We start from the raw sequence: 11,548 nt of genomic DNA, 5'->3' as shown, positions 1-11,548 counted from the left end.
GCCGCCGCGGCCGTGGCCCGTGCAAATTTGGCTTTCACCATTCGTTTCCGGCGGTCCGAGCCGCCCCCCCTTTTCGATGCGGAGTCCAGAACAATGAATCGTCACGATAGCGTTCGCGCCGCGTGCTGCGCGATGATGATCCTGGCCAGTACCGGTGCGCACGCGCAAAGCAACGTGACGCTGTACGGCGTGATCGATGCGGGCATCCGCTACGAAACCCACGGCGTGTCCTACGGCGCCGACGGCGCGCCGGTGTCGACGGGCCGCAAGATCTCGATGGCCGACGGCGGCGGCCTGACGGAAAGCTATTGGGGCCTCAAGGGGCAGGAGGATCTCGGCGGCGGGCTGTCCGCGCAGTTCAACGTGGAAAGCCACTTCGGCCCGAACAGCGGCGCGATCGTGCCGGCCGGCGCGCCGAACTTCTTCGAGGTCGCGTACGTGGGGTTGACGTCGACGTCGCTCGGCCAGCTCGCGCTCGGGCGCCAGTACAACGTGCCGTTCGAGATGGTGTCGCTGACTTACGGCTCGAACCTGTGGGCCGGCCCGCAGGATCCGTACTTCAACCTGTTCAAGCCCGAGCAGACGATGCTCGCGGGCTCGCGCACCAGCAACATGATCCAGTACGGCGCGCAGCTCGGCAGCCTGTACCTGCTCGCGCAGTACGCGCCGGGCGGCCATGCGGGCGGCGGCGTGCTCGGTGGCCAGGCCGGTGCGGCGATCGCGTACGCGCCGGACAAGGGGCCGTTCACGGTCGGCGCGTCATTCATGCGCAGCTGGGACGACGTCACGCATGCGAAATTCGACATCTACGGCGGCGGCGGCTCCGTCACGCTCGGCAACGCGACCGTCAACGCCGGCTATATCGAGAACGCGCGCGACAACGACTTCACGTCGTTCGCGAACGGCCCGTTCAGCTCGACCGATCTCGCCGCGCTCGGCATCATCTCGCCCGCGCAGGTGGTCGATCCGTCGACGCCCGGCGGGTTCCGGCGCCGCAAGATGGCGCTCGCGGGGCTGACCTACCGGTTCACGTCGGCGTTCACGGCCGCCGTCAACGCATGGTGGACCACGCAGTCGGGCTACACGCCGGACTTCGACGGCCGCGCGCGCCAGTTCCAGGTGATCGCCGGCTACAGCCTGTCAAAGCGCAGCATGCTCTATGCGGAAGTCGACTACGCGATCTATCGCGGCGGCCTGGTCGGCGCGCAGCTGGTCGGCATCAATGGGCAGTCGCCGAGCACGAGCACCACGCAGCTCGGCGCGACGGTCGGCCTGCGCCACTATTTCTGACGCGGAGCCGCGCGGGATGTGGGCAATCGCGGCCGGGGCGGCACCGGGTTTCCGGCCGGGCGGGACGAGTACAATCCATGGAAAAAAATACGGAGCATCCATGGACGAACCCGACCGTTATACGACGGCGAATCTGCCGGTCCATCTGTTGCGGTGCCTCGCGGAGACAAGCAAGGAACTGGGCATCGACCCCACGCGGCTGTGCCTCGGGCTCGGCTTCGACGTCGCGGACCTGTCGAATCCGTCTTGCCGGATTTCCTTGCGCCAGGCGAGCACGATGATCCGCCGCGCGCTCGAGATGGCGCCGGGGCGGGCGCTCGGCCTCGAACTCGGCACGAGCGAGACGATCGCGTCGATCGGCCTGGTCGGCTACGCGATGCTGACGAGCCCGACGCTGAAGGACGCAATCGCGGTCGGGATGGAACTGCAGCGCCACACGGGGCCGCTGTTGCGCTTCGACGTGACGTCGGATGCACGCACGCTGTCGATCCGCGCGACCAACGTCTTCCTCGAACCCGACATCGAGGCGTTCCTCGTCGAGGAAGCGTTCGGCAGCTTCATGAAGATCGGGCGCTCGCTCGTCGGCCCCGCGTTCCAGCCGAAGGGCGTCGATCTCAGCTACCCGCCGCCGGCCTATGCGGAGCAATACGCGCGTGTGTTCCCGTGCCCGGTGCGGTTCGAACAGGAGCAGAACCTGTTCTCGTGCGACGCGGCGCTCGGCAACCGCCCGATCGCGACGCACGATCCGCTCGCGCATCGCCAGACGCTCGAATTCCTGCAGGACGCGCTGCCGCCCGAACCCGAAGGCACCGAATTTCTCGAATCGATCGAACGGATCATGCGGCGCGACCTGCGGCATGCACCGTCGCTCGCGGCGATCGCCGCGCAGCTGTGCATGAGCGAGCGCACACTCCGGCGGCGGCTTGCCGATCAGGGCGTGTCGTATCAGACGGTGATCGACACGATCCGCCGCAAGCGCGCATTCACGCTGCTGAGCAACCCGCGGCTGTCGATCGAGGACGTCGCGCACGAAGTCGGGTTCAGCGACGCGCACAACTTCCGGCGCGCGTTCAAGCGGTGGACGGGGCATGGGCCGAGAGAGGGACAGCGCACGGCGCCGTGACGGGCGCGGTTTCGACCGTGACGGGCGGTGGCGCCGCACCGCTGCCGCATCGCCCCCATTGACGTGCCCCGCACACGCATCACTGCGCGTCGCCAATCCCGCCCATCAGCATCATCAATTGCTCGCGCAGCCACCGGCTGCCCTGGTCCTGATCGGCGCTGCGATGCCAGTAGCAGAAGTATTCGAGGCCCGGCATCTCGAACGGCAGTTCGAGAATCCGCGCCGGATAGCGTTGCAGCAGCCGCAGCGGCGCGGTCAGCGCGAGATCGCCGCGCATCGCGATCAGCGGCGCGACCATGTAGTGCTGCACGCGCATCTGGATCGTGCGGCGCAGCCCGAGCCGCGTCAGCTCCGCGTCGACGTGCCCGCTGCCCTTGCGGCGGCTCGACACGTGGATGTGCCCCATCGCAAGGTAGTCGTCCATGGTGAGCGTGTCGCCCTTGAACGGGTGATCGTCGCGGATCATGCACGCATAGCGGTCGCGCACGAGCAGCGCCTGGTGCAGGTGCGGATCGCCGATCAGCGGCGCGTCGATCGCGAGGTCGACGGAGCCGTTCGCGAGCGCGGTCGCGACTTCGCGGCGGTCCATCGTGTAGCTGCGCACGTGCATGCCGGGCGCATGCGTCTGCAGCAGTTCGCCGAGCGCGGGCAGCAGCAGCGCCTCGGTCAGGTCGCTCATGCTCATCCGGAACACGCGCGTCGACGACGCCGGATCGAACACGTCGCCTTCGTGCGCGCTTGAATCGAGCAGCTGCATCGCCTCGCGCACGCGGCCGACGATGTTCTCGGCCAGCGGCGTGGGCATCATCCCGGCCGGCGTGCTGACGAACAGCGGATCGTTCAGGGTCTTGCGCAGCCGCGCCAGCGCGTTGCTGACGGCCGGCTGCGTGAGGTTCAGCACCTCGGCCGCGCGCGTCAGGTTGCGCTTGGTGTAGATCGCGTCGAATACGACGAACAGGTTCAGGTCAATCTTCGAAAGGCGCATCGCCGGATCTCCTTGCCGGCATCTTACGGCGTGCGCCTCTCGTTCGTCCACGGCCCTGCGCATCGTGGCGCGATGCTCAGCCGCGCAGCGGCGGCGTCAGGTACGCGGCCGTCGAACCCGGCTCGCCGTCCTTGATTTCCATCCGCGCGATCGCCTGCAGGTGCACCTCGTCCGGGCCGTCGGCGAAGCGCAGCGCGCGGCCCCAGGTCCAGTGGTCGGCGAGCGGCGTATCGGGGCTCAACCCCGCCGCGCCGAACACCTGCATCGCGCGGTCGCACACGTCCGTATAGACGGTCGGCACCAGCGCCTTGATCATCGAGATTTCCTTGCGGGCAGCCTTCGCGCCGACCTTGTCGATCATCCACGCGGCCTTCAGCACCAGCAAACGCGCCTGCTCGATCTCGATGCGCGAGCGCGCGATCCATTCGCCGACCGTGCCGTGCTTGTTCAACGGCTTGCCGAACGCGACGCGCGATTGCGCGCGGTCGACCATCAGCTCCAGCGCAAGCTCGGCCGCACCGATCGAGCGCATGCAGTGGTGGATGCGGCCCGGCCCGAGGCGGGCCTGCGCGAGCGCGAAGCCGCTGCCTTCCTCGCCGAGCAGGTTGCGCGCCGGCACGCGCACGTTGTCGAACGTGATCTCGCAGTGCCCTTCCGGCGCGTAGTGATTGACCACCGTGATGTTGCGCACGATCGTCACGCCCGGCGTGTCGCGCGGCACGAGGATCATGCTCTGCTGCTGGTGCGACGCGGCCTCGGGATCGGTCTTGCCCATCACGATGAAGATCTTGCAGTTCGGATGCGCGGCGTTCGTGATGAACCACTTGCGGCCGTTGATCACGTACTCGTCGCCCACGCGCTCGATGCGCGTCGTGATGTTGGTCGCATCCGACGACGCCACGTCGGGCTCCGTCATCGCGAACGCCGAGCGGATCTCGCCGCGCAAGAGCGGCTTCAGCCACTGTTCGCGCTGCTCGGGGGACGCGAACATGTGCAGCAGCTCCATGTTGCCGGTGTCCGGCGCGTTGCAGTTGAACACTTCCGACGCCCAGCCCACCCGCCCCATGATCTCGGCGAGCGGCGCATATTCGAGGTTCGTCAGGCCCATGCCGGGCTCGTCGTCCTTCAGGTGCGGCAGGAACAGGTTCCACAGCCCTTCCGCCTTCGCGCGCGCCTTCAGCTCCTCCATGAACGACACGGGATACTGGCCCGCATGCACTTCCTCGTTCCACTGGCGAATGCGCGGCACGATGTGCGCGTCCATGAATGCGCGCACGCGGCTGCGCAGTTCTTCCACTTTCGGGGTGTAGCCAAAATCCATGATCGACTCCTCGATTCCGTTCGTCCGGTTCGGTCAGAAGGCCGAGACACCGCCGTCGACGGCGACGGCCTGCCCGGTCAGATAAGTGTTTTCCTTCGCGCACAGCGTCAGCATCGTCGCGACGATTTCCTCGGGCCGGCCGAGCCGCTTCATCGGCGAGCCCTGCGCGAGAAAATCCTGGCGGTCGCCGATATCGCTGTCGGTGACCATCGGCGTCGTGCTGTAGAACGGGCATACCGCATTCACGCGGATGCCGTGGCGCGCGTATTCGATGGCCGCCGTCTTCGTGAGCCCGACCACCGCATGCTTGGACGCCGCGTAGGCCGCCAGCTTCGGCGCGCCGCCGAGCCCGGCCATCGACGCGACGTTCAGGATCACGCCGGCGCGCTGCGCGAGCATCTGGCGGATCTGGTGCTTCATCCCGAAGAACACGCCCTTCGCGTTCACCGCGAAGCTCAGGTCGAGATCGGCTTCGTCGGTGTCGATCAGCGCCTTCATCGGCGGTGCGATGCCCGCGTTGTTGATGCCGACGTCGAGCCGGCCGAACCGCTCGGCGGCCGCCTGTACCAGCGCGGCCACCTCCGCCTCGACGCGCACGTCGCAGCGTTGCGCGATCACGTCGGCGCCGGCCGCGCGCAGCGGCGCGGCCACGCGTTCGAGCGCTTCGGCATTCAGGTCGCCGAGCGCGATGCGCGCGCCCATCGCGGCCAGCTCGCTCGCGAGCAACGCGCCGAAGCCGCTCGCGGCGCCGGTGATCATCACGGCTTGCCCGGCATAGCTGTCGATCTTCATCGCGCGCTCAGATCGTCAGGCCGCCGTCGACGACGATGCATTCGCCGTTCGTGTAGCTCGCCGCGTCCGACACGAGATACAGCACCGTGCCGGCCATTTCGCGCGGCTCCGCATGGCGGCGCAGCGGGATCCTCCCCATCCAGGTCTCGTAGATGTCCTTGTCGGCGAACAGCGCGCCCGCGAACTTCGTCTTCGTGAGACCCGGCAGCAGCGCGTTCACGCGGATGCCGAGCGGACCGCATTCCTTCGCGAACGCCTTCGTCATGTTGACGACCGCGGCCTTCGTGATCGAGTAGATGCCCTGCCGGTCGCCCGGCTGCAGCGCGTTCACCGACGCCGTGTTGACGATCGCACCGCCGCCGTGCGTCTTCATCAGCTTGCCGGCCTCGACCGACATGAAGAAGTAGCCGCGGATGTTCACGTCGACCGTCTTCTCGTACGCGGCGAGGTCGGTATCGAGGATGTGCCCGAAATACGGGTTCGCGGCCGCGTTGTTCACGAGGATGTCGAGACGGCCGTGCTTGCCGCGGATGTGCTCGAACGTCGCGGCGATATCCTCGAGCCGCCCGACGTGGCAGGCCAGCGCCTCGGCGCGGCCGCCTGCCGCGACGATCTCGTCGGCGACGGTCTGGCAGTCGGCGAGCTTGCGGCTCGACACGATCACGTGCGCGCCCTGCTCCGCGAGCAGTTTCGCGATTTCCTCGCCGATGCCGCGGCTCGCGCCCGTCACCAGGGCGATCTTGCCCGTCAGGTCGAACAGATTCGTTGCCATGTTGCTGTGCTCCTCCATTGATGTGGTGTCCTGCCCGGCCGCTTCAGCGATGCGCGTCGATCACGCCGACGGCCAGCTCGGCGAGCCGCCCGGCCATCGCGCCGACGCGCAGCGCCTGCTCGCTCGACGCATTGCCCTGCAGCGCGCGCGCCTTCACGCCCTGCGCGATCGACGCGAGCCGGAAGAAACTGAACGCGAGGTAGAAGTGCCAGTCGCGGATCGGCTCGATGCCGCGCAGTTCGCAATAGCGCGCGACGATCGCCGCTTCGTCCGGCACGCCGAGTTCGGCGCGATCCTGGCCCGCGAGCCCGCGCACCTGCCCGCCGGACGGTAGCCGCAGGCACATGCAGAGATACGCGAGATCGGCGAGCGGATTGCCGAGCGTCGACAGTTCCCAGTCGAGCACGGCCTGCACGCGGTAGCTGTCGCGCGCGAACATCAGGTTGTCGATCCGGAAATCGCCATGCACCAGCGTCGGCCGGCCCGTGTCCTCCGGGCACGCCTTCGGCAGCCAGTCGATCAGCGTTTCCATCGCGTCGAGGCGCTCGGTTTCCGCCGCGCGGTACTGCTTCGTCCACACGCCGATCTGGCGCTCGAAGTAGTTGCCGGGGCGGCCGTAGTCGGCGAGGCCCACTGCCTCGACATCGACGTCGTGCAACGCGGCCATCGTCTGCAGCAACGCGTCGTAGCAGGCCGCGCGATCGGCCTTCGGCAGTTCCGGCAGCGCGGGGTCCCAGAAGATCCGGCCGTCCTCGTAGCTCATCACGTAGAACAGGCTGCCGATCACGTCGCGGTCTTCGCAGAGGTGAACCGGATGCGCGACCGGCACCGCGGTGCCCGACAGCGCGGTGAGCACGCGGAATTCGCGGTCGACCGCATGGGCGGACTTCAGCAGTTCGCCCGGCGGCTGGCGGCGCAGCACGTAGCGGCCGCTCTTCGCGTGCAGCAGGAAAGTCGGATTCGACTGGCCGCCGGCAAACTTCTCCGTGTCGACCGGGCCTTCGAAGCCCGGCACGTGCGCTTCCAGATAGCGCGTGAGGCGGGCTACGTCGAGTTGCTGGGTAGGGTTCGTCATCGTCGCGATCGTTCGTGGGTCAGCCGTAGGTTCGCAGCGCGTGTCGTTCGGAATCCTCCAGATGCGGGATGCCGTTGAACGACGCGAGGTGGAACGCATCGGCGTTGAAGAAAAACTGCGAAAGACTGCTGTTGCGGATCTGCAGGTTCAGCGCGATCGCGCTCGACGGCGGGGCGGCCAGCACCTGCTGCACGGTGACCGCGATCGGCCCGCCGGAGCTCACCGCCAGCACGCGCTGGCCGCCGCCGTGGCGAATGGCCGCGCGGGCGTCGGCCACGCGCTGCTGGAAGTGCGCCCAGGTCTCGGGGGCCGAATCGCCGAGCTTGTCTTCCGACCAGAGCTGCAGCACCTGCCGCAGCGCGCGGAAATGCTCTTTCATCGAGCCGGCCGCGAGGCGGGCGATGTCGGGGTAGTCGTGCGCGGCGGCCGCGAACAGCCCGTGGAAGTCGTATTCGTTCAGGCCCGGGTGGCGGTCGACCGGCGCGCCTTCGCGGCCCATCCCGCGCAGGATCGCGTCGACCGTCTGCGCGTGGCGGTTCAGCGTGCCGCAGATCACGCGATCGAATGTGAGCGCTTGCTGCGCGAAGTATTCGCCGAGCCAGACGCCCTGCTGCTCGCCCGCCGCGGACAACCGGTCGTAGTCGTCCGTACCGAAGGACGCCTGCCCGTGCCGTACCAGAAATAGTTCAGCCATCGCATGCCCGCCAGATCAGAAGAATTCAGCATAGGGGGCGAGGACGCATTTTTAAACTTTATTTTCTGAATTCGGGGGTATTCATTCCGTGAATCCGCCCCCCTGCGGGCCTTGCCGCTGTTCGGCGCGCGCCGTCGCGGCACGCGCATTGCTCCCCTCACTCTCGGCGGGAGAACCGCGAAGTCCAATCCGTTCCAGGAGGGGTGCGATGCTCGGTACGATCCTTATCATCATTCTGATTCTCCTACTCATCGGTGCATTTCCTGCATGGCCCCACAGCCGAAGCTGGGGCTATTGGCCCTCGAGCACCGTCGGGCTGGTCGTCGTCATCGTCGTGATACTGGTGCTGATGGGCCAAATCTGACGCAGCCGCGCGCCAGCCGGGCAGGCAGAGGCCCGTTTGAAACAATCGCTGCCGGCCCGGCCGGAACGTGCGCATACCCGCACCGGGAGGGCCGGCAGTCGATTTACGGGCATGACGTCCATCGCACGTCATTGATCACCATGATCCGCGAGACAGCCACGCCATGACCTCCGACAGCGAAACGAAGCCGGACCAGGCGCCAGGTTTGGCCGGGGGTGCACGTTCGACAATCCGTCACGCGAGTGCGATATCCATCACGCCCGCATCCCGGCCGAACTCGAAATCGCAATCCACCCCGAGCATAGGTGAGTTGCGGCGGCTTCCGTTTCTAAGGATCGAGAAGCGGTGTGCTACCGGATCGTGCGCTGCATGACGATCACGTCGCCGGAAAACCTCGGATTCACCGTGCGACGAATTTCATCGAAGCCTTCGCGCTGCCAGAAGGCCTGGGCGCGAGGATTGGTCGATATGACGGCCAGTTGCGCGGTGCGGTAGCCCCATTTCCTCGCCATGTCGACGAGCATCCCCAACGCGGCCTTGCCGTAACCGCGCCGCTGATGCGCTTCCGAGAGCAACAGCAGACCGATCCACAGGCAGTCGTCGTCCGGATAGGCCCGGATGACATCCGCGCAGCCGATCATGTGCTCGCCGACGCACAACCCGAACACCGATTTGTCGGCCGCCGCCTTGGCGGCTGGCTTGCCGTCGAAAAAATCGTCGACGTCTTCCTGGGTCGGCAAACGGCCTTCGACGCATTGCACGTACGAAGGCGCTTCGGTGAAGACACGCCAGACGTCGGCGCGGTCGCTGGCCGACTCGCCGGAAAGCGGGTGAAGGGTGAGCATCAGCATCGGATGGCCGCTGGAGACAGGAGAGCCGATTTTAGGGCGAACGGCATTCCTTACGCGTTACGCTTCCGGAACACACCGCAGCCCGCTTGCACCCAGCCTCCGCGCCCGCCGCTGCCCACCGCGCTCGACACGCGATGACCACCGCCCGACCTCTGCTCGACGGCGTTTCCCATGCGGTAGTATGGCGACTCGATGGAAACCCCGATGGACTCACACGAATGGCCCTGCCTGATCTCCCGCCCCCTTCCAGCGCCGGCCAGGACGCCCAGGCGCTCGTCCTGATCGCCGAAGACGAACCCGAGATCGCCGAGATCCTGACCGCCTATCTCGCGCGCGGCGGCCTGCGCACCGTGCACGCGGCCGACGGCCGCCGCGCGCTGGAACTGCACCTGCAGCTCAAGCCCGACCTCGTGCTGCTCGACGTGCAGATGCCGCACGTCGACGGCTGGAAGGTGCTCGCCGAAATCCGTCATCGCGGCGACACGCCCGTGATCATGCTGACCGCGCTCGACCAGGACATCGACAAGCTCACTGGCCTGCGCATCGGCGCCGACGACTACGTGGTGAAGCCGTTCAATCCCGCCGAAGTCGTCGCGCGTGCGCAGGCGGTGCTGCGCCGTTCGATGGCCGGCGCCCGCCAGGAAGAGCAGCGCGTGCTGCGGGTCGCGCCGTTCGAGATCGATCTCGAACGCCATGAAGCCACGCTCGAAGTGGGCAGCGAACGGCACACGCTCGTGCTGACGCTCACCGAGTTCAAGCTGCTCGCGCAGCTCGCGCGCGCGCCGCGGCGTGTGTTCAGCCGCGCCGAGCTGATGGCCACCTGCCTGCCGGAAGGCGACGCGCTGGAGCGCACGGTGGACAGCCACGTCAGCAAGCTGCGCAAGAAGCTGGACGACCTCGGCGTGCAGGGCGTGCCCGTCAGCGTGCGCGGCGTCGGCTACAAGCTCTGGAGTTGACGTGAAGCTCGACGGCCTGAGCCGGCAGATCGCGCTGACGATGGCCGGGATGGTGTTCGGCGTGACGCTGCTGATGGTGCTCACCGCCATCCTCTTCTACTACGTCGCGTTCAATTACTGGCCCGCGCATTTCAACACGAAGAACTGGCTGCCGACCGCACCGGAATGGCTGTGGCTGATCGCGACCACGTCGGTCGGCCTCGCGCTGTCGGTCGCAGTCGCCGTCAATCTCGCGCGCCGCATCCTCGTGCCGCTCAATTCGGTCACGGACAGCATTCGCCGCGTCGCACGCGGCGATCTCGACGCGCGTGCCGTGGCAGGCGACCGCTCGCTGCATGAAGCCGCGCTGCTCGCCGACCACTTCAACGCGCTCGCCGACGAGCTGAAGCGCGTGACCAACGAACAGGCGATCTGGAATGCCGCGATCGCGCACGAGCTGCGCACGCCCGTCACGGTGCTGCGCGGGCGCCTGCAGGGGCTCGCCGAAGGCGTGTTCAAGCCCGACGAAGCGCAGTTCCGCAGCCTGCTCACGCAGGTCGAAGGGCTGACGCGGCTGATCGAGGATCTGCGCGTGGTCAGCCTCGCGGATGGCGGCCACTTGAGCATCGAGATCCGCGACGCCGACCTTGCCGCCGACGTGCGCGCCGTGGTCGACGTGTTCGCCCATGCGCTGCAGGCCGCCGGCCAGCATCCGGTGCTCGATCTCGACCCGCGGCGCATGCGCTGCGACCCGGTGCGGATTCGTCAGGCGCTGCTCGCGCTGCTGGAAAACGCACGCCGCCACGCGGTGCCCGGCGCGATCCGGATCCAGACGCGCATCGAAGATGGGATGTGCCGGCTGCGCGTCGAGGACGACGGCCCCGGCATCCCGGCCGATTTCGCGCCGCACGTGTTCAAGGCGTTTCGGCGCATCGACGAGTCGCAGCCCGGCGGCAGCGGCCTCGGGCTCGCCGTCGTCGCGGCGATCGCCCATGCGCACTACGGCGAAGCCGTCTGCGTGCCGACTGGCGCGGGCGGCACGCGGTTTGAAGTGCAGTGGCCCGAGAATCTCGCGCCGACGGCGGAACACGCGCGCTTCCCGGCCTAGTAAATGACCTGACATCCATCGAGTTCCATCAAGGAACGCAAATACCCTTGATACCCGCACGAATCCTAGGTTTCTCGCATATCAAGTTCGCGACCTGTAGCTGGCGATATTTCCAACAGGCGGCATGGTCTAGCGCTACCGCTACAGACTGACCGGCAAATACGAGAAGCTCACGCTGGACAAGTACCCAGCGCTTACGCTCAAGCCCTCAAGACTCATGCGCGATGGCGCATCGCAA

General features: G+C 67.3%; 12 protein-coding genes. 5 read left to right on the top strand and 7 right to left on the bottom strand.

Features of this window, described 5'->3' with window-relative positions; all coding sequences use genetic code 11:
* Positions 1-93 precede the first annotated feature (93 nt).
* Both CFB40_RS18170 and CFB40_RS18165 read left to right on the top strand, forming a co-directional pair.
* Entirely contained in the window at positions 94-1,290 is a 1,197-nt protein-coding gene (locus tag CFB40_RS18170; RefSeq protein WP_089428602.1) for a porin, read from the top strand.
* Between the two features lie 100 nt (positions 1,291-1,390).
* Positions 1,391-2,413 (top strand): AraC family transcriptional regulator, encoded by a 1,023-nt coding sequence (locus tag CFB40_RS18165; RefSeq protein ID WP_089431964.1) that lies wholly within the window; start codon positions 1,391-1,393, stop codon positions 2,411-2,413.
* Between the two features lie 79 nt (positions 2,414-2,492).
* On the opposite strand, the gene CFB40_RS18160 is transcribed toward CFB40_RS18165, so the two are convergent.
* The 6 genes from CFB40_RS18160 to CFB40_RS18135 form a co-directional block, all read right to left on the bottom strand.
* Entirely contained in the window at positions 2,493-3,398 is a 906-nt protein-coding gene (locus CFB40_RS18160; RefSeq protein WP_089431963.1) for a LysR family transcriptional regulator, read from the bottom strand.
* A gap of 76 nt (positions 3,399-3,474) precedes the next feature.
* Positions 3,475-4,719, bottom strand: a complete 1,245-nt coding sequence (locus CFB40_RS18155; protein ID WP_089431962.1) for an acyl-CoA dehydrogenase family protein — start codon at positions 4,717-4,719, stop codon at positions 3,475-3,477.
* A 33-nt stretch (positions 4,720-4,752) separates the two neighbouring features.
* Entirely contained in the window at positions 4,753-5,511 is a 759-nt protein-coding gene (locus CFB40_RS18150) for an SDR family NAD(P)-dependent oxidoreductase (RefSeq protein ID WP_089431961.1), read from the bottom strand.
* 7 nt (positions 5,512-5,518) lie between these two features.
* Positions 5,519-6,283 carry an SDR family oxidoreductase gene (locus CFB40_RS18145; RefSeq protein ID WP_089433236.1) on the bottom strand — a complete coding sequence of 255 codons (765 nt, stop codon included), beginning with the start codon at positions 6,281-6,283 and terminating at the stop codon, positions 5,519-5,521.
* 43 nt (positions 6,284-6,326) lie between these two features.
* Positions 6,327-7,358 (bottom strand): phosphotransferase, encoded by a 1,032-nt coding sequence (locus tag CFB40_RS18140; protein WP_089431960.1) that lies wholly within the window; start codon positions 7,356-7,358, stop codon positions 6,327-6,329.
* A gap of 19 nt (positions 7,359-7,377) precedes the next feature.
* Positions 7,378-8,052, bottom strand: a complete 675-nt coding sequence (locus CFB40_RS18135) for a histidine phosphatase family protein (protein ID WP_089428614.1) — start codon at positions 8,050-8,052, stop codon at positions 7,378-7,380.
* Between the two features lie 208 nt (positions 8,053-8,260).
* Here CFB40_RS18135 and CFB40_RS18130 point away from each other — a divergent pair, with 208 nt between their 5' ends.
* Complete coding sequence (locus CFB40_RS18130; RefSeq protein ID WP_089428615.1) at positions 8,261-8,416, top strand: DUF3309 family protein; 156 nt, start codon at positions 8,261-8,263, stop codon at positions 8,414-8,416.
* Between the two features lie 350 nt (positions 8,417-8,766).
* Here the strand turns inward: CFB40_RS18130 and CFB40_RS18125 are convergent, their stop codons facing one another.
* Positions 8,767-9,267 carry a GNAT family N-acetyltransferase gene (locus CFB40_RS18125; RefSeq protein ID WP_089428616.1) on the bottom strand — a complete coding sequence of 167 codons (501 nt, stop codon included), beginning with the start codon at positions 9,265-9,267 and terminating at the stop codon, positions 8,767-8,769.
* A gap of 218 nt (positions 9,268-9,485) precedes the next feature.
* On the opposite strand from CFB40_RS18125, the gene CFB40_RS18120 reads away from it, so the two are divergent.
* Positions 9,486-10,223, top strand: a complete 738-nt coding sequence (locus CFB40_RS18120) for a response regulator (protein ID WP_089428617.1) — start codon at positions 9,486-9,488, stop codon at positions 10,221-10,223.
* A gap of 1 nt (position 10,224) precedes the next feature.
* Positions 10,225-11,310 carry an ATP-binding protein gene (locus CFB40_RS18115; RefSeq protein WP_089428618.1) on the top strand — a complete coding sequence of 362 codons (1,086 nt, stop codon included), beginning with the start codon at positions 10,225-10,227 and terminating at the stop codon, positions 11,308-11,310.
* The last annotated feature ends 238 nt before the right edge of the window (positions 11,311-11,548 follow it).

The organism is Burkholderia sp. AU31652 (assembly GCF_002223155.1).
Classification (GTDB): Bacteria; Pseudomonadota; Gammaproteobacteria; order Burkholderiales; family Burkholderiaceae; genus Burkholderia.
Note: the sequence above shows the minus strand (reverse complement) of the source record. Positions and strands in the feature narration are given on the sequence as shown.

Coding starts and splice junctions, on each gene's coding strand:
- CFB40_RS18170 (WP_089428602.1), top strand. CDS start 94: ATGAATCGTCACGATAGCGTTCGCGCCGCGTGCTGCGCGATGATGATC.
- CFB40_RS18165 (WP_089431964.1), top strand. CDS start 1,391: ATGGACGAACCCGACCGTTATACGACGGCGAATCTGCCGGTCCATCTG.
- CFB40_RS18160 (WP_089431963.1), bottom strand. CDS start 3,398: ATGCGCCTTTCGAAGATTGACCTGAACCTGTTCGTCGTATTCGACGCG.
- CFB40_RS18155 (WP_089431962.1), bottom strand. CDS start 4,719: ATGGATTTTGGCTACACCCCGAAAGTGGAAGAACTGCGCAGCCGCGTG.
- CFB40_RS18150 (WP_089431961.1), bottom strand. CDS start 5,511: ATGAAGATCGACAGCTATGCCGGGCAAGCCGTGATGATCACCGGCGCC.
- CFB40_RS18145 (WP_089433236.1), bottom strand. CDS start 6,283: ATGGCAACGAATCTGTTCGACCTGACGGGCAAGATCGCCCTGGTGACG.
- CFB40_RS18140 (WP_089431960.1), bottom strand. CDS start 7,358: ATGACGAACCCTACCCAGCAACTCGACGTAGCCCGCCTCACGCGCTAT.
- CFB40_RS18135 (WP_089428614.1), bottom strand. CDS start 8,052: ATGGCTGAACTATTTCTGGTACGGCACGGGCAGGCGTCCTTCGGTACG.
- CFB40_RS18130 (WP_089428615.1), top strand. CDS start 8,261: ATGCTCGGTACGATCCTTATCATCATTCTGATTCTCCTACTCATCGGT.
- CFB40_RS18125 (WP_089428616.1), bottom strand. CDS start 9,267: ATGCTGATGCTCACCCTTCACCCGCTTTCCGGCGAGTCGGCCAGCGAC.
- CFB40_RS18120 (WP_089428617.1), top strand. CDS start 9,486: ATGGCCCTGCCTGATCTCCCGCCCCCTTCCAGCGCCGGCCAGGACGCC.